Here is an 18,341-nt window from a genome sequence, read left to right on the forward strand (position 1 = left end):
ATTTCTTAATTTCTTTAGGAATAATTCTATGCATAATTATTGTATAGAATTTACCTTTTATATTTAAATATATCTAGTAACCTAGATTATATGTTGGCGACTCTAAAATAGATTCATTTTGTTGGAATAGATTATCTTCTTTCCCATAAATAAAGTAACCAAATGTTGTAGACCAGTGATTTCCAAACAATAGGCTAAGATGTGGTCCTTGTAATGATCTTCCTTCAACATAAACACCGTTTATTATACATCCGTTCAATCCTAAAATGTCAGCAATAAGTAAATTAATTTGGCAAATACTCTCTTGGCTGCTTAATCCCCTAAAGATAGTATCATATGCAGAAAAAGCTTTAGAATCCTCTTTAGCATGAGGTATTTTTTTTAATATATAAGAACTAGCGCTATTATAAGTTTGTAATAGTTCAGCATCTTCAGGACTCAATCTTTTATTTTCTAATGCTGATATCATAAAAGAATGAGATGCAAGTGATGATCCATCATATAGACAATCACCATATGTTATTTTTATATTATTTGACTCTAGTATACTATCTATATAATTGTCATGTTGTGGTCCTTTTGTTAAATGAGTCTGTAAGTAAACCCAATGAGGTTCTAATCTAAAATTAATAGTTTTTAGATTATCTTTTATAAATTTAACTACCATGTCATATTCTTTTTGGGTAGTACATCCATATGTATGCATACCCCTAGTTGGATCACCATATTTTGCATATATCTTTCCTTTGATTTTGTTTTTAGGTGAATAATAAACATTACTGTATCCTTTAGCACCACCTCTTCCTGTTACTGCTACATTTTGCTCTTTAGCATAATTAATTGTAGGTAATTTCATATCATCCGATGGAATAGGATTTTGATTTGTTGTATTTGAATTAATAACATTATCTAAAGTTACAACTGCTTCAGCTCTTGTGATAGAGTTTTTAGGTCTAAAAGTTGTGTCAGGATATCCACCCATGTATCCTTTTTCTAGAACACCCTCTACTGAAGCTTTTGACCAGTTTGATATGTTATTTTTATCATTAAAAGTGTTTGTTTTATCTAAAGCATAATCACTTATTTTTTTATAATTTGCTAACATAGCAGCAGTTTCTTCTCTTGTTATTTTACCATTTGGATTGAATTTAGTTTTAGATATTCCCTCGCAAACCCCATTAGTAACGGCTATATCTATAGATTCTTTAGCCCAATGTCCTTTTGTATCATTAAATACTTTGTTGCTTTTATTTGTTAGTCCAAATACGTTATTAAGTATTGTTACAAATTCAGCTCTAGTCATATTTTGATTAGGTTTAAATGTTTCGTCTTTGTATCCACTTATGTACCCTTGGTTAACAAATTTTTCTATAGTTGATTGAGCCCAATGATTATCTATATCTGATAATGGTTGAGCATTTGCGGTTATTAAATTTGCTGATATAAGTATCAATGTAAGTGTTGATACTGTATATTTTTTTAATTTCATAGTATAGATTTCCCCCTAGCTATATATTTCTTAATTTCTTTAGGAATAATTCTATGCATAATTATTGTATAGAATTTACCTTTTATATTTAAATATATCTAGTACCCTAGATTATATGTTGGTGATTCTAAAACACCTCTATCTTGTTTGAATATATTAGATGACTTCATATAAATACCGCGGCCAAATGTTGTGAACCATTCATCTTTAAACAATAGATAAATGGATGTGTTTTCTTCACCATAATAATCATTTAATATGCATCCATTTAATCCTAAAATATCAGCAATAAGCAAATTAAGCTGGCAAATACTCTGTTTGCTACTTAATCCTCTAAATATAGTATCGTATGCAGAAAAAGCTTTTGAATCATCTTTAGAGTGAGGGATGTTTTTTAATATGTAAGAACTAGCACTATTATAAACTTGCAATAGCTCGGCATCTTCCTGACTTAATCTTTTACCTTCTAAGTCTAATATTATGAAAGAATGAGATGTAGGTGAACCATCATATAGACAATCAGAATATGTTGTTTTTATATTATTTGATTCTAGTATACTATCTATATAATTGTCATGTTGCTGTCCTTTTGTTAAATAAGTCTGTAAGTAAACCCAATGAGGTTCTAATCTAAAATTAATAGTTTTTAGATTATCTTTTACAAATTTAACTACCATGTCATATTCTTTTTGTGTAGTACATCCATATGTATGCATACCCCTAGTTGGATCACCATATTTTGCATATATCGTTCCTTTGATTTTGTTTTTCGGTGAATAATAAACATTACTGTATCCTTTAGCGCCACCTCTGCCTGTTACTGCTACATTTTGCTCTTTAGCATAATTAATTGTAGGTAACTTCATATCATCCGATGGAATAGGATTTTGATTTGTTGTATTTGAATTAATAACATTATCTAAAGTTACAACTGCTTCAGCTCTTGTGATAGAGTTTTTAGGTCTAAAAGTTTTGTCAGGATATCCACCCATATATCCATTTTCTATAGCTCCTTCTACTGAAGTTTTAGCCCAGTTTGATATGTTATTTTTATCATTAAAAGTGTTTATTTTATCTAAAGCATAATCACTGATATTTTTATAATTTGATAACATAGCAGCAGTTTCTTCTCTTGTTATTTTACCATTTGGATTGAATTTAGTTTTAGATATTCCCTCACAAACCCCATTAGTAACGGCTATATCTATAGATTCTTTGGCCCAATGTCCTTTTGTATCATTAAATACTTTGTTGCTTTTATTTGTTAGTCCAAATACGTTATTAAGTATTGTTACAAATTCAGCTCTAGTCATATTTTGATTAGGTTTAAATGTTTCGTCTTTGTATCCACTTATGTACCCTTGATTTATAAATTTTTCTATAGTTGACTGAGCCCAATGACTGTCTATATCTGATAATGGCTGAGCATTAGCAACTAGTAAATTTGACAATACAAGCATCAATGTAAATACTGATACTGAATATTTTTTTAAGTTCATAGCATATCCCCCCTATACATTTATTAATTTCTACAATAATTATTCTTATTATAGTTAATCAATAAAATAATTACATATTTTTCCATATTAATTATAGCTCTAATTTATTTATATATCTAGTGAGTTTAAGATCTTTAAAAATTTCTTATTTTTAAAGATGAAGTAAATTATGATTAACTCATAATTGTAGATAATTAGTTTAATATTAGTTATATCAATGTACTTATCATATATACAGAACATATCTGATATAGTGGATTAACATAAATTAATCAGTTATAATAAGCTATGATATAAAAAGAATAGTACAGATTTAAACTAAGATTAAATTATTAACAATTTTTTATGCTTAAGGATATTATAATATTTCATTTTCTATGGATAACTCATAAAAGTAAGTTATATCAACAAATTTGTTTTGAGCATAAAAAACATTTTGAGCAACGGACGAAGTCGTTGGCGACAGGAGTGAAGCGACTTTTTTATATTGAAAGGATTGATTAAAATTGATTAAAAAAAATAAGTTAAAGATAGCCTTTCTTGTGATATCTGTAATCTTTATTTTTATTGGTTATCTGGCTTTTAGTATTTGGAGTTTTGGCAACAAATCACAATTAGTTAAAACTGATGCAGCTATAGTACTTGGTGCTGCTGTTTGGGATAATAAGCCCTCTCCTGTTTTACGTGAAAGGATAAATCATGCTATTTGGCTTTATGATAATAATTATTTAGATAAAATCATTTTCACTGGTGGGAAGGGTGAAGGTAATAAGTATTCTGAGTCTGAGGTTTCAAGAGATTATGCTATTAAAAATGATGTTAGTTTGGATGATATCCTTATTGAAACTAAATCAAAAATAACAGAAGAAAATATAAAATATGCTTATGAAGTTGCTAATGAAAAAAATTTAAAAACCTTTACTATTGTAAGTGATCCTTTACATATGAAAAGAGCAATTTTAATGGCAAAAAACACTGGTATAAAAGCATATTCATCACCTACTCCAAGTTCTGTATATAAAACATTAAATAGCCAAGTACCGTTTTTATTACGAGAGTTATTTTTTTATACCGGTTATATTTTAAGTTTGCCATTTAGATAACCAATGATAGGAGTTACTAAAAATTTATTTTATACAGGAGAGTATTATGAAAATAGGATATTATGCAATATTTAACTATGAAGAATATGATAGAAATGAAGAACAATATGGAATAGGTATAGAATTTCCAGATATACCAGAGTGTATAAGTTGTGCTAGAACAGAGCAAGAAGCACTTTTTATGGCAAAAGAAGTATTAGAATTCATAACAGCTAATATGAAAGTTAATGAATTGCCTAAAATGAGTGAACTTAATGAGATTGAATTAAAATACAATGAGAAAGCTTTTTATATATCGTATAATACAGAAGATATAGATTTATCAACTTTTACATGCTATTAAATTTAAAATAGATAAGCTTATAAAAGATTCACTTTAGGCTGCCAACGACTTCATACGTTACTTAAAATATTTTTTTAGATTAAAATTAGTATGTTGATATAACTGTATTTGGTAGTTTATACATAGATTTTGATACAGATATAATATCTGCAAGTGTAAAAAATCAATGGGAATATAGACATATCTATACTCCCATTGATTTGAGAACAAGTAAATTATACTAAGTAATAACTTATTATTTTATTATTTTTTATATTAAATACATATTTATAAGGTTTAGAATCTATATCTCTTTTAACAAGGGCAGAAACTGTATATATACTATCTTTTTTTTCAATCAAGTCGATATAAGTAAATTTTTCTCCGAAGTTATAGATGGAATTTAGTTTATCTAGAACAACATTAACATAATTATTTATTGCTGCATCAGTTTCTTGGAATAAATCTCCATTTGAATACCAGCTATAAGCTTTAAATGTATCTTTATCAACTAAGATTATACGATCACTGCCTTCTGTATCATAAAAAGAATAATAATTTTTTCCTGTTAACCATAAATTATCTAAATTATCTATATCAAAATAAGTAGATATTTCATAGTATGAATAACCATATGTATTCATTACACTTTCTTTTGCTCTTTCAATTCTATCACTTTCTTTTATGTCAGTATTTTCTACTGGAGGAACATTTCCTTTATGAACTCTACTTAACGTAGATACAGCTTCGGCTCTCGTTATTTTATCTTGAGGTCTAAATGAATTATCGAAACCTTTCATATATCCTCTTTCTAAAACACCTTCAACAGAGTCTTTAGCCCAGTAAGAAATATCTGAAAAATCATTTAAGTAAAATATTTCCTCATGGTTATTATCATTTAGATTCTTATAATTAGAAATCATAACGGATGCTTCTTGTCTAGTTATAGGATTGTTTGGTTTGAATTCTGTATTAGTTATACCTTTACATACTCCATTCGTAACAGCTATATCTATAGCTTCTTTAGCCCAATGACTTTTAGTATCCTCAAATACTTTATTGCTTTTATTTGTTAACCCAAAAAAACTGTTAAATATTTTAACAAATTCAGCTCTAGTCATATTTTGATTTGGTTTAAACTCATTATCTGAATACCCATTTATGTATCCTTGATTAACAAAGTCCTCTATTGTTGATTTAGCCCAATGACCATTTATATCAGTAAATGATGTTGATTGTGCAAATACACTATTTTTACTAGATATAAAAATTAACCCTAATGTAATAAAACTAATGGCTTTTTTGTGCATATATTTACCTCCCAAGTTATAATCACAAATATTATAACATAATGTAAAAAATTAACAAATTAATTGGAGGGAATTTCTTAGGGGTATATTATATAGAATAAACATTATTATTAAGAAATTACAGTTTATATTCCATAGCTGTAGAGTATTAAGTTATATACTTAACTTAATAGGAGCAATACAACCAGCCTCAGGAAGAAGATATACAAATATTGTTAATACAATTTCTATGATGCTTATTAATAATAATAAAATTTTATAGTTACAGTTATTTTTTAGCAACGGACGAAGTCGTTGGCGATAGGAGCGAAGCGACTTTTTTATATTCACTAAAATTAATGATAAGCTTAATATATTAACTATTGAACATATAGCAAAAGATAAACATACATTTAACCTATTAGAGAATATAAAAAATGTAAACAGATAAAAAACTTGTAGTAATAAAATCATATTTTTATTAAGAAACTATGCTTTTACTTACCATAGATATCTCTTCCATATCCAAAGAGTGAAGATATGAAAATGATAAAAATAAATAAGAAGCTGATAGTAATATAAGCGCTAAGGATACTCCAAATGCTATTTTATCTATCTTTGTTGGGTTGTGGAATAAAGCCCAAGTACTCAAAATAAATGAAGCAATAAGTGAGATTGAAATTAATAAGAATCCAACTGGTATAAGACCAAATGGTTCTACTAATGTACCGTCAGGAGCTACCTCAGATCCAATAATGTTAAATGCAACAAAGCATATAACTCCTAATATAAATGGTGTAATTGTAAAAAGATATTTTTTCATAGTTTTATCATCCTTTTTTATTTTTTAGATTTAATTCTTAACTAGTTATCGAATTTATATTAAGATTATAGTAAGTTATTTATTGTTTATCAATATATTTTTGTTGAAAAAAATATAAAAAATTATTTAAAACAATAAAAACATATTGTTATTCAATTGAAAAAATGTTTTCTATATATATAAAATGCATAATAAAAACAAACATTTTATTTCTAATATGTTTGTTTTTTATTATGTATGTTAGTTTTTTATGGATTTAAATAAAACATTATTTCTATACTCTAAAGGAGTATTTCCATTTAATTTTTTAAAAGTAGTTGTATAATAATTATGGTTGTTATAACCAACAGATAAAGCAACATCTAAAATAGAATTATTTTTATCCATGAGAAGTCTTTTACTTCTTTCAACTCTCATCATATTTAAAAAGTTAGTAAAAGTATATCCAGTTTCCTTTTTAAAAACAGAGCAAAAATAACTTTTATTAACATTTAAATGCTCACATATATCATCTATCTTAATATCTAAAGAGTAGTTTCTATGAACATAATCAATACAGCCCTTAGTATAAGAACTAAGTGAATTATAAGAACTTAATTTTTCATTTATAATATGTTTTAAAATTTGCGACATATTATCTATCAAGTAAGCTGGTTTATAAACCATGTCAGGCACAGTACAGCTAGAATCTGATTTAAAAGGACCAACAATAAAATAGCCTCTATATAAATCATAATCTAATATAGGAACTACAAGAAAACTAATATTATTAGAATATGTAAGATTAAGCGTAGATAAAGCATTTTCTTTTATATCTTTATAAATAGTAGTGTTTTTAATCATATCATAATAATCATCACACATACCTTTTTCACCTAATACATTAAATTTTTTATTAACAAAATGAATAGGAGTACTTAAACAACAATAAAAATCATTTAAAATTTCATCTAATTTACTCAAATTAATACCTCCATTTTTATATGTAACTTATTTTATATAATCTATCTAAATATACTTAAAAAATAACTAAATATAGTTAAAGACTTTAATAAATAAAAAGTATAAAATTAAAAATGTAAATGATAATCAATATCATAAATATTATGAAAGAAATTAAGGAGAAAGTCAATGAGAAAAATAGCCATTTACGGTAAGGGAGGTATAGGTAAATCTACCACAACATCAAATTTATCAGCTGCCTTATCTAATTTAGGATATAAAGTCATGCAAATTGGATGTGATCCTAAAGCAGACTCAACTAAAAATTTAATGAACGGAAAATTTATACCAACGGTTTTAGATGTTATGAATGAAAAAGGAGATGATGTAAATCTTTCAGACATTGTATTTGAAGGATACAATGGAGTGTTATGTGTAGAAGCAGGAGGACCTACACCAGGTGTTGGATGTGCAGGTAGAGGTATAATAGCTGCATTTGAAAAGCTAGAAGAATTAGAAGCATTTGAAACATTTAAGCCAGATATAGTTATATACGATGTTTTGGGAGATGTTGTTTGTGGAGGATTTTCAATGCCTATAAGAAATGGATATGCAAAAGATGTTTATATAGTAACATCAGGTGAAATGATGTCTATGTATGCAGCAAGTAATATATCTACAGCTGTAAATCAATTTAAAAATAGAGGATATGCATCTTTAAAAGGTTTAATATTAAATGCTAAAAACGTAGAAGATGAACAAAATCTAGTTAATAAACTAGCTAATGAAATAGAATCAGAAGTATTTCACTATATACCAAGAGATAAGTTAGTTCAAATATCAGAAAATGATGGAAAGACAGTAATAGAAAAAGATGAAAATAGCTATATGGCAAATGTATATCTTGAATTAGCTAAAAAAATAGTAAATGAATAAACAATACGGAGGGAAATTATGAAGTTAAGAAAGTTAGGATCAATATTTTTAATATCGGCATTAGTATTAACAGGATGCCAGTCATCAAATTCAGGCAAAGGAGAAGCAGCGAAAGAATCAGAAAAAGAATTAAATGTAGTATCAGCCACAGTATCGGCAACACAAGTTCTAGATAAGTTAGATGCAAATTTATTAGGTATACCAACAACTAAACAGGAATTACCTGAAAAGTATAAAGGACTTCCTGAAGTCGGTCAAGCTATGAATCCAGATTTAGAAATAGTGGCATCACTAGAACCAGATGTGTTTGTAATGGACAATATGTTTAAAGAAAACGTAGAAGAAAGTATGAAAGAGTATGATATAAATACATTCTACTTTGATACAAGTACATATTCAGCATTTTTAAATAGTATCAAAGAACTAGGAAAAGAAACAAATAAAGAAGAACAAGCAGTAAAAGTAATAGACGAATTAAAAGATGTGGAAAAAGAAGCTGTAGCAAAAAAAGGAGATAAAGAACCAACAGTTGCTATTATATTTGGTGGTGGAGAAAACTTTATGCTAGCAACAGAAACATCATACTTAGGAGATTTAGCTAAAACAGTAGGAGCTAAAAACATAGCAACAGACTTAGATACTAAGGTTGAATCACCATATATTCAATTTAGTTTAGAACAAATATTAAAGCAAAATCCAGATTATATATTAAGATTTGCTCATGGAAATATAGAAGAAACTAAAAAGTCATTTGATGATGCATTTGATAAAAATCCAGCATATAAGGAATTAGATGCAGTAAAAAATAATAAGGTTGTAGATTTAGACCCAAGTATATTTAATGTATCTGCAAACTTACAAGTTAAAGATGCTATAACTACTCTTGGAGAAATATTCTACGGTAAATAAAAATGAAAATAAATAAAAACTATTTAATAATAGCTTTATCACTACTAACTTTAGCTGTTTTACTAATACTGTTATCAACTGTAGGAAGTGTAAACTTAGAATTTAATGAAATTATAAGTGCATTAATACATGATGATAATAAGCTAGTAACAACTATAGTTTATAAAATGAGATTACCTAGAAATATATTAGCAGCATTAGTAGGAGCTAACCTAGCAGTATCTGGGATACTTTTACAGTCAGTTATGAAAAACCCACTAGCAGACCCGGGGATAACAGGTGTATCCTCTGGGGCAAGTGTGGCAGCTATAATAATTTTATTATTAGCACCAAGCTATACGAAAGTTCTTCCAATTGTAGCTTTTATAGGAGGTGCTATAGCATGTTTATTAGTATTTGTAATGGCTTGGAAAAATGGATTAAAACCAGGAAGAATAGTTCTTGCAGGGGTTGCTATAAATACTATTTTAGGTGGAGTGATATCATTTTTATCAACTATGTATAGTGATAGAATCCAAAGTGCGATGCTTTGGTTAAATGGAAGTTTAGCAACTAAAACTTGGGCAGATGTAAATATGTTATTTGCATATTCAATAATAGGGCTTATAGTTTCACTACTACTTATAAGAAGTGCAAATGTGTTGCAATTAGGAGATGAAGCTGCAACAAATTTAGGATTTAATGTTAATTTAACAAGATTATTAATATCAGGTGTTGCTGTATTTTTAGCTGCAACATCAACATCAGTAGTTGGAGTTATAAGTTTTGTCGGACTTATAGTTCCACATATATCTAGAATGCTTATGGGAAGCGATCATAAGTATACAATACCTTTTAGTATGATACTAGGAAGTATAGTTTTATTAGTAGCAGACACATTAGGTAGAACAATAGGAGGAGCTATAGAAATTCCAGTAGGGGTTATTATGTCTATAGTAGGAGGACCATTTTTCTTATATTTACTAAGAAAGAGAGGTAATTATTAATGATTAGCGCTAAAAATTTAAAAATAGGGTATGAAAGCAAGGTTGTAATAGATGATTTAAGTTTAACTATAAACAGAGGAGAAGTTTTATCAATAATAGGCCCTAATGGATGCGGTAAAAGTACTTTACTAAAAACATTATCTAGGATGATAAAACCAATTGAAGGCGAAATTTTTATTGAAAATAACAGCTTATCAAGTTTAAATAATAAAACAATTTCTCAAAAGATATGTTTACTTTCACAGCATAATAATGCTCCTTCAGATTTAACAGTAGAAGAGCTGGTTTACTTTGGAAGGATACCGCACAAAAAATGGTATGAAACGAAAAATAAAGAAGATAAACACCTTGTAGATTGGGCAATTAAAAATACAGGGCTAGAAAAATATAAAAATACTCCAATAGGTTCACTATCAGGGGGAGAAAGACAAAGAGCTTATATCGCACAAGCATTATGTCAAAAACCAGAAGTACTATTATTAGATGAACCTACAACGTATTTGGATATATCCCATCAATTAGAGCTTATGGAGCTAATTAGAGAAATAAATGAAAAGTTTAATATAACTATTGTTATGGTACTTCATGAATTAAATCAAGCAAGTAAATATAGCGATAGACTAGTAATTATGAAGTGTGGAGAAATAGTTTGTGATGGATGCCCAAATAAGATTATAAACAAAGAAGTTATAAAAGATGTTTATTGCATTGATTGTGATATAGACAATGATCCAATATTCAATAAGCCAAGGATACATCCAATACAAACTATAAAAATAGCATAAAAATATAAGGAGAGATAATGTATAGTTTAGATATTTTAAATAAATTAGATGATATAAATGAGGATAAAGATATTAAGAGTTTGTCTCATGCTATATTTCCAGGGACTCATTGTCCATTATTTGGAGTAGCGCTTACAGCAAGTTATATAAAAAATATGCCCCTAGTTGTAGTAGGTACAAGTGAATGTACTTACTACACTAAAAATTTTGCATATCATAGGCAAAAAGGTAAAGATAGTGTTTATTCAATAGCATTAAAAGAAAAAGAAGTTGTATTTGGAGCTCAAAAGATAGTTGAAAATGCTATAAAACAAATCATAGAAATAGAAAATCCAGATGCAGTGATGATAGTAACAACATGTGTACCAGAGCTAATAGGAGAAGATTATTCTTCTATAAAATACAGCTTAGAAGATATTGTAGATATACCTATATTTGTAGTTAATACAGAACACTTTAAATGCAACTCACATATACCAGGAATGTCTAGGGCCCTTAAATCATTAAGTAGTGCTATGAAAAAATGTGAAAATCAAAGTGGTGTAAACATACTTGGACATAGACAAGATGATGTTGAAAATACTGAACTTGTAAAACTACTAAAAAATCATAATGTAAATATAAATACAGTAATACCATCAAAGTGTGATATAAAAAGCATTAACAATGCTCCTAAGTCGAAGCTAAATATAGTAACGGACATGATAGCTTTAGACTTAGCAAAAGAGATGCAAAAAAAATTTGATATAGACTATGTTTATTTTGATAAGCATATGAACAAAGAAACGATACTTAAAAACTATGAAAAGTTAGGTAAAGTTCTAGAAATAGATTTAATATCTGATTTACAAGAAGAGATAAAAATTTATGATGAGTTATTTGAAAAGTGCTCAAATTTATTAAATAATAAAAAATTAATTTATGGAAATACACCAATGATGGCATTTGAAACAGTAGATTTTTTAAGTGACTTAGGTCTAGAACCTTTATTTGTTCAAGTTAGAGAATTATATGATCAAGATATAAAATACAAAGAAAATATATCTAAAAAAGGTTTCAATCCATACATAAGTAGGATAGCAAATATAGCTCCACTTAGACATCTATATGATGAAATAGGAGCCAATATATACATAGGTCATGAAAATCCAATGCTTCTAAAGCAAAAAGGTCTTACTCAAATTACTTTAGATTCTCATGCTCAAAAGATAGGATACGAGCTTCCTATAGGAATAATGAAAGACTTAATAAAGTTATTTGAAACTGATAAAGAAAAAATAGGAGGTATGATGCATGCAAGTTTATAAATATTATCCTGTTGCTAACGACAGAATGGGAATTATATGGGCATTATCTAGTATAAAAGGTGCATGTGTGATAGAATTTGGACCAGCAGGTACGACTCATTATGCAGTAGAGGGAATCGGAAGTTTAAATGGAGAAGATAATGCAAAAATATATTCAACTCATATGGATCAAAGTGACGTTACATTTGGTAAATATGACAGACTTGAAAATGCTATATTAGAAATTGATGAAAATATATCACCTAGTTATATATTTGTTATGGCATCGTCAATATCTTCTATAATAGGTGCAGATATAAAAAGTGTCTGTAACATGCTTAAAAATAAAGTAAATGCAAAACTTATTCCAATACCTACAGGTGGTCTAAAAGAAGATTACAATGTAGGTATTGAATATATACTAGAATTATTAGTAAAAGAAGTTGTAAAAGAAAATAAACAAGATAACAATAGATACAATATTATAGGATACAACATAGACAAATATAATTTTGGATCAGATGTAAAAGAGTTAGAGAGAATAATGAAAGAGTTGTTTGATAAAGATTTAAACACAGTATTTACATGCAACACGTCTATTGAGGAAATAGAAAAAGCATCAAGTGCAAGTTTAAATATAGTTGTTAGAAAAGAAAGTCTTAAAGCAGCTAAGTTAATGAAAGAAAAGTACAACATACCCTATGTATATAAAAGCTTGTATGGTCTAAAAAATACAATGAAATTTATTGAAGATTTATCAACGCTAGCAGATTTTAAATTAAATGAAGATAAATATAAAAAAGAAATCGAAGAAGTAAAAAGCCATATATTTAGTATAAAAAGGAAGTTTTATTTTTATGAAGGAAGTAAAAAATGTTCTTTATTTGGAGATTACGATACAGTATTAGGAATGAAGGATTTATTAGAAGAACTAAACTTAGAAGTAGATAGAAGTGAAGTTTTATATAAAGAAGAAGATGATTTAGTATTATCAGGGCGTAGTGAGCTTGAAAGAATGAAGTATTTAAAAGATGCTGAACTGCTTATATTACTTGGGGATGGTCCTAGTATAGATATGAATCATAGGTCTAAGCTTGATATACAAATAAGTAATCCTAATTTAGATAAAATAAATATATATAACTATACTCCGTATATAGGATTTAGAGGATGCTTAAATATAATAGAAAAAATACTAAATATTAAAATATAACAGTAGACTTAAACAACTAAGTTTGGAGAGTTTACTGAGAGGGTATATATTAAAATACAGTTGATAAACAACAATAAATAGACACTTAAGGAGATTAACTATGGAAAATTTATTAAAAAATCAAAAAAGTATAATGATAAGTTCTTTAAATAAACACAATGAACCAGCAATAAGCTATGCACCTTTTGTTATAGATAATAATGAAATATATATATACATCAGTAAAGCAGCAGATCATTATTATAATTTATTAGAAAATAAAAAATGTGCAGTAATGGCAATTGAAGATGAAAAAGAATGCAAAACAATATTCGCAAGAGAAAGGGTATCTTTCAACTGTGAAGCTGAAAAAACTAATGAGAATTTAGAAGAAGTATTTAAATTATTCGATGAAGTACATGGTAGTCAAATGATGATGGTACTTAGGACTATGGACTTTGATTTATTTAAACTTACTATAAAAGACGGAAGATTAGTTAAAGGATTTGGTAAAGCTTATGATATTGAAATAGAAAATAATGAATTTAAGTTAAACCAAGTTCAAGGAACAGGACATTCAAATAATTAAAATAGCATAGTAAAATTTTGCAAAATAACCTTGTTTGGCTTGATTTATAGTAAATCATATTTGCCCAAAGGAGGTTATTTTTTATGATTAAAAATTTAGTTTTTTATTTGGATACATAATGAATTTAATGATAATCAATATCAACAAAAATAAAAAAGTAGTTGAAAATAAGTATCGATAGTATTACTATAATATATGTATTGATAATTAATATCAATTACTGATTGATATTAAATAAACTAAGATAAACAAAATCAGTATGTTATTTAACACGTATTAAAAATCTATTATAAAAGCAATTAACTACAATTAAAAATCAGGCTACATCATTTCTAAAAATAATAGATTATACAACAATTATAACTAGGCCTAGACTTACAACTTAGTTATATATTAAGTATTATTATTTCAATAATAAATATGGATATTATCCTTAAATTATCATAAGTTATAGCTTTCAGATTTAGTTTCAAAATTTTAAATATTAAGATGAAGTACAAAAAAATACAATAATGATTAGTTTAAAATTTAAAAATTAATAAATATATTTAGATAATAATGTAGGCTATCACCTTGTTGAGTATAAAATGTGACACATTTAAAGGTTAGATATAAAGCCTAATTTATATACATTGTTATAAAAGGGGGATAAAGTATGAAACAGTTTAGGAAAAGAATGCTATCAAATAGTTTAGTGATGGCATTAGTATTAAGCAGTTTAACTTCGACAATAAGCATTAATGCTCTTGAAAATGATAAGGAGATGTTTAATGATACTAAAGGACATTGGGGAGAAAGTATCATAGGAGAATTTGCTAAGCATGGATATATTAAAGGCTATGGTGATAATTTATTCAAACCTAATAGCACAATAACAAGGGCTGAGTTTATAAAAATAATTAATAGTGTTTTTGAATTTATAGATAAGGAAGATGAAAAATTTTCAGATGTAAATAAAAGCGACTGGTTTTATCATGAGGTACAAAAAGCTGTTAAAGCTGGATATATAGATGGGTACAAAGAAAATTCTACATATAAATTTAAGCCTAATGATAAGATAAGTAGAGAAGAGGCATGTAAAATAGTGTCTGTAGTATTAAAGCACAACGATAATGGTAGAACTAAGTTTAAAGACGATAAACAAATCCAAGAGTGGGCAATTAAATATGTAAAAGGTTTAACAGATATTGGTATTATAAATGGATTTGAAGATAATACATTTAGACCAAAAGAATATATAACAAGAGCTGAAAGTGTTAAAATAATTCATGAAGCTAAGATAAAATACACAAAAAAATTAAATATACCGTCAGGAAATAAACATAATAACTCAAATAGTAGCAATACTGAAAAACCACCAATAACACAGGGAAATTCGATTATAAATGAAGAAAGAAGTAAATTAGTAGATGTAGAAGGAACTGGATATGCAGTAGTATATCTAGAAAAAGGAGATATAAATAGTAGTGAATTTAATTTAAATGGAAATAAAATAAATCCTAAATCTGTTAACACAGAAGGTACTATAGTAAAGTTTGAAGTCAATCCAAAAGAAGTAATAAATATAAAAATTATTCAGAAAAAAGAATCTAAAAATATTACAGATAATATTACACTAAATAAAAATGGAGAGAAATTTACAAAACTAATAAATAATGAATCACCATCTAAAGTATTAGTATCAGGTCCAATCAGCGTATTTGATTACCATAAAACAAATTATGATGAAAATGGTAATGTTAGAATTAATCCACAAAAAACAACTTTTAATTTAAAATCAAAAGACTACACAAATAATAATGTACCAAAATTAACTTCACAAAAATCTAAATTGGGTGAAGATATAGTAATAAATTATGATGTAAATCATAAAAATTCAAAGGACTGGAAAGAAAGTATTTATAGTGTGGAAAAGGTTTATCTAGATAATAAGAAAACGGAAAAATTAAGATACTCTTTAGAAGATGGCAAAATAGTTATAAAGTCAGAATCAACAGCCATTAATGGAAGAAATGGAGAACATATTATAAAAGTAAAGTCTAAAGGATACGATGATATAAAAACAAAAATTGAGATAGTTAAAGATGCTGGCCAAATTAACTTATCACCAAACTATAATTATATAGCTCATAGTGACTTATTATTTGAACTAGAAAATTTTGATTATGCAGTACAAAACCCAATATATGAAGTTCTACTAGATGGACAAAAGTTAATGGGTGATTGCAAAGAATATCATATAGTATCAAATTTAATAACATTAGAAAATGATTGCAAATCAAAACTAACACCAGGTCAACACACAATAACAGTAAAGGCTCATGGATATGAAGACTTTACAAGAACATTCTATTTAGAAGATACAAATAATAAAAAACAGATATTAAAATTAAATAAGAACGTCAAAAAACTAGACGCAGTTGCTACAGCTAGTATGGGTGGAGGAAGTTCTGAAGGAGGATCAGCTGGTGGTAAAGTTATGAGAGCTAATTTAGTATATGATTTTGATTTATTGTCTAATGCTATGATACTTGAAAAAATAGGTGAAGAAACTAAAGAATCAAAAGCTGTACTATCGTGGTGGTCACAAATGACAAAGGATGCAATACTTACGCCTGAATCTAATAAAGTAATTGATTATAAGAATTACAAAAATTCGCTTAACGAAGCTAAGATAAATGGAAAATATATAACATTTAAAGAATACTATGATAGCAAAAAAGAAAGTGACTATAAAAATGCACCATATAATATAAAATACGTATTGGAAGATGGATTATTAGGAGAAATTCAACCATATAGCCAGGAAAATTTAAAACTTACATCTAAATCATATGTAGAAAAAGTAGATAATAATATTATTATAACTTTTGACGGAGAAAGCAAAGAATATATATCAAATATATCAAAGATATCTATAGGAGATTACAACTTAATATCAAAGGATAAGTATGATATAGTAGATAATAAAATTATTATAAAAGATACGACAAATTTTGAATCGGGAATAAATAAAATTAAAATAACAGCAAATGGATACAAAGATAATACATTAGAACTTGAGATGTTTAAAGAAAACAGCCAAATTCAATTAAAAAGAGATATTAATGAAAATATAATAATTAGTTTAGATAAGGATTTTAAACAAAAAGTAAAAGGAATAAGTTTAAATGGTAAAAACTTACTTAGTGATACTCAATCAGGAGCTAATAGTGGAGACTATTACTACAATGAAGATGAAATAGTACTCAAATCAAAGCTATTTGAAAATATTGATTCACAATATACCGCTATAATAACATCACAAGGATACAAAGATGTAATTGAAACATTTATACCAAGTAAGTTAGAAAAAGGAGAAGCCAAGTTAAAAAAAGTACCTTCATATGTAATTTTAAATAAGGACAATACTTATAAAGTTAGTTCAAAAATTATAATTGATGTAGAAGACGTATTTAATGGAGATTATAGAAAAAATATTAAAGAAGTTAATGTAAATGGCAAAAAAGTAGATTTTAAAAATTGTAAAGATAAGCTGTATTCAATAGAAATAGATGGCGAAAATTTCAATCAAGTAGGAAGTTATGATATAGTATTAAAATCTAATAGTTATGAAGCGTTTAATACGAATATACAAGTACAAAATGATGAAAGTAGTTCTAATGAAGAGACACCTTTATTAGAGAATAAAGTAAATATTGATTATAATAGTTTTTCTAAAAAATACTCATTTAATTCAATTGACTATAGCTGGAGAGATAATATAATATCTGTAACTATAAACAATGTAGAAGTAAAAAAGGCTACACAATATTTTGCAAATGATGGATATAGAAATAATTATTCAAATGGAATAGAAATATTAAGTGAACTTAAGAATTCAGATGAAGTAGTTATTAAATCAAATGGATATACAGATTATAAAACAACAATAAATTAATATGAATTTAGATAATAAAAAGAGATGTTAATATAAAACATCTCTTTTTATTATATTAAATATTTAATAATATACATATAACCTAAAACTTAATTAATATCATCATACCGTACATAAAAATTATTTATACTGCAATATTTAGAAATAAAATTCATCTGAGATATATTAATAAAAATAAGTTATTACTTAATAATATTAGCGTTTTAATGAAAATAAATATCAATAAAAATAAAAAAGTAGTTGAAAATGAT

General features: G+C 26.7%; 15 protein-coding genes. 10 read left to right on the top strand and 5 right to left on the bottom strand.

The genetic code is table 11. From position 1 onward, the window contains the following. Positions 1–73: 73 nt before the first annotated feature. On the bottom strand, positions 74–1,489 hold the full coding sequence (locus NWE74_RS17220; RefSeq protein ID WP_258244200.1) for an S-layer homology domain-containing protein: 1,416 nt from the start codon (positions 1,487–1,489) through the stop codon (positions 74–76). 98 nt (positions 1,490–1,587) lie between these two features. Next, positions 1,588–2,988 (bottom strand): S-layer homology domain-containing protein, encoded by a 1,401-nt coding sequence (locus NWE74_RS17225; protein ID WP_258244201.1) that lies wholly within the window; start codon positions 2,986–2,988, stop codon positions 1,588–1,590. 506 nt (positions 2,989–3,494) lie between these two features. Here NWE74_RS17225 and NWE74_RS17230 point away from each other — a divergent pair. Together NWE74_RS17230 and NWE74_RS17235 are read left to right on the top strand one after the other, a co-directional pair. Next, positions 3,495–4,091, top strand: coding sequence for a YdcF family protein (locus NWE74_RS17230; protein WP_258244202.1), 597 nt, complete (start codon positions 3,495–3,497; stop codon positions 4,089–4,091). Between the two features lie 46 nt (positions 4,092–4,137). Beyond that, positions 4,138–4,434 (top strand): type II toxin-antitoxin system HicB family antitoxin, encoded by a 297-nt coding sequence (locus NWE74_RS17235; RefSeq protein ID WP_258244203.1) that lies wholly within the window; start codon positions 4,138–4,140, stop codon positions 4,432–4,434. A 215-nt stretch (positions 4,435–4,649) separates the two neighbouring features. Here NWE74_RS17235 and NWE74_RS17240 read toward each other — a convergent pair whose 3' ends face one another. The 3 genes from NWE74_RS17240 to NWE74_RS17250 all read right to left on the bottom strand — a co-directional run bounded on the left by NWE74_RS17240 (position 4,650) and on the right by NWE74_RS17250 (position 7,488). Beyond that, positions 4,650–5,723, bottom strand: a complete 1,074-nt coding sequence (locus NWE74_RS17240; protein ID WP_258244204.1) for an S-layer homology domain-containing protein — start codon at positions 5,721–5,723, stop codon at positions 4,650–4,652. 460 nt (positions 5,724–6,183) lie between these two features. Then, positions 6,184–6,525: a DUF3955 domain-containing protein gene (locus tag NWE74_RS17245; protein WP_258244205.1), complete on the bottom strand. Its 342-nt coding sequence runs from the start codon at positions 6,523–6,525 to the stop codon at positions 6,184–6,186. Positions 6,526–6,765: 240 nt separating this feature from the next. Next, positions 6,766–7,488 (bottom strand): helix-turn-helix transcriptional regulator, encoded by a 723-nt coding sequence (locus tag NWE74_RS17250; RefSeq protein ID WP_258244206.1) that lies wholly within the window; start codon positions 7,486–7,488, stop codon positions 6,766–6,768. A gap of 168 nt (positions 7,489–7,656) precedes the next feature. Here NWE74_RS17250 and NWE74_RS17255 point away from each other — a divergent pair, with 168 nt between their 5' ends. The 8 genes from NWE74_RS17255 (at position 7,657) to NWE74_RS17290 (ending at position 18,090) form a co-directional block, all read left to right on the top strand. Then, positions 7,657–8,403, top strand: a complete 747-nt coding sequence (locus NWE74_RS17255) for a nitrogenase iron protein NifH (protein WP_258244207.1) — start codon at positions 7,657–7,659, stop codon at positions 8,401–8,403. Positions 8,404–8,421: 18 nt separating this feature from the next. Continuing rightward, entirely contained in the window at positions 8,422–9,312 is an 891-nt protein-coding gene (locus NWE74_RS17260) for an ABC transporter substrate-binding protein (protein ID WP_258244208.1), read from the top strand. Positions 9,313–9,314: 2 nt separating this feature from the next. Beyond that, complete coding sequence (locus tag NWE74_RS17265; protein ID WP_258244209.1) at positions 9,315–10,298, top strand: FecCD family ABC transporter permease; 984 nt, start codon at positions 9,315–9,317, stop codon at positions 10,296–10,298. Continuing rightward, complete coding sequence (locus tag NWE74_RS17270) at positions 10,298–11,083, top strand: ABC transporter ATP-binding protein (protein ID WP_258244210.1); 786 nt, start codon at positions 10,298–10,300, stop codon at positions 11,081–11,083. Before NWE74_RS17265 ends, NWE74_RS17270 begins: the two co-directional genes overlap by 1 nt. A gap of 17 nt (positions 11,084–11,100) precedes the next feature. Further along, positions 11,101–12,390, top strand: coding sequence for a nitrogenase component 1 (locus NWE74_RS17275; RefSeq protein WP_258244211.1), 1,290 nt, complete (start codon positions 11,101–11,103; stop codon positions 12,388–12,390). Beyond that, positions 12,377–13,582: a nitrogenase component 1 gene (locus NWE74_RS17280; protein WP_258244212.1), complete on the top strand. Its 1,206-nt coding sequence runs from the start codon at positions 12,377–12,379 to the stop codon at positions 13,580–13,582. Before NWE74_RS17275 ends, NWE74_RS17280 begins: the two co-directional genes overlap by 14 nt. Before the next feature lie 100 nt (positions 13,583–13,682). Beyond that, positions 13,683–14,150, top strand: coding sequence for a HugZ family protein (locus NWE74_RS17285; protein ID WP_258244213.1), 468 nt, complete (start codon positions 13,683–13,685; stop codon positions 14,148–14,150). A gap of 655 nt (positions 14,151–14,805) precedes the next feature. Beyond that, on the top strand, positions 14,806–18,090 hold the full coding sequence (locus NWE74_RS17290; protein WP_258244214.1) for a hemoblobin-interacting domain-containing protein: 3,285 nt from the start codon (positions 14,806–14,808) through the stop codon (positions 18,088–18,090). Positions 18,091–18,341 lie beyond the last annotated feature (251 nt).

This window comes from Romboutsia lituseburensis (assembly GCF_024723825.1).
Lineage (GTDB): Bacteria > Bacillota > Clostridia > Peptostreptococcales > Peptostreptococcaceae > Romboutsia_F > Romboutsia_F lituseburensis_A.

Coding starts and splice junctions, on each gene's coding strand:
- NWE74_RS17290 (WP_258244214.1), top strand. CDS start 14,806: ATGAAACAGTTTAGGAAAAGAATGCTATCAAATAGTTTAGTGATGGCA.
- NWE74_RS17265 (WP_258244209.1), top strand. CDS start 9,315: ATGAAAATAAATAAAAACTATTTAATAATAGCTTTATCACTACTAACT.
- NWE74_RS17285 (WP_258244213.1), top strand. CDS start 13,683: ATGGAAAATTTATTAAAAAATCAAAAAAGTATAATGATAAGTTCTTTA.
- NWE74_RS17275 (WP_258244211.1), top strand. CDS start 11,101: ATGTATAGTTTAGATATTTTAAATAAATTAGATGATATAAATGAGGAT.
- NWE74_RS17220 (WP_258244200.1), bottom strand. CDS start 1,489: ATGAAATTAAAAAAATATACAGTATCAACACTTACATTGATACTTATA.
- NWE74_RS17245 (WP_258244205.1), bottom strand. CDS start 6,525: ATGAAAAAATATCTTTTTACAATTACACCATTTATATTAGGAGTTATA.
- NWE74_RS17260 (WP_258244208.1), top strand. CDS start 8,422: ATGAAGTTAAGAAAGTTAGGATCAATATTTTTAATATCGGCATTAGTA.
- NWE74_RS17240 (WP_258244204.1), bottom strand. CDS start 5,723: ATGCACAAAAAAGCCATTAGTTTTATTACATTAGGGTTAATTTTTATA.
- NWE74_RS17270 (WP_258244210.1), top strand. CDS start 10,298: ATGATTAGCGCTAAAAATTTAAAAATAGGGTATGAAAGCAAGGTTGTA.
- NWE74_RS17225 (WP_258244201.1), bottom strand. CDS start 2,988: ATGAACTTAAAAAAATATTCAGTATCAGTATTTACATTGATGCTTGTA.
- NWE74_RS17235 (WP_258244203.1), top strand. CDS start 4,138: ATGAAAATAGGATATTATGCAATATTTAACTATGAAGAATATGATAGA.
- NWE74_RS17255 (WP_258244207.1), top strand. CDS start 7,657: ATGAGAAAAATAGCCATTTACGGTAAGGGAGGTATAGGTAAATCTACC.
- NWE74_RS17280 (WP_258244212.1), top strand. CDS start 12,377: ATGCAAGTTTATAAATATTATCCTGTTGCTAACGACAGAATGGGAATT.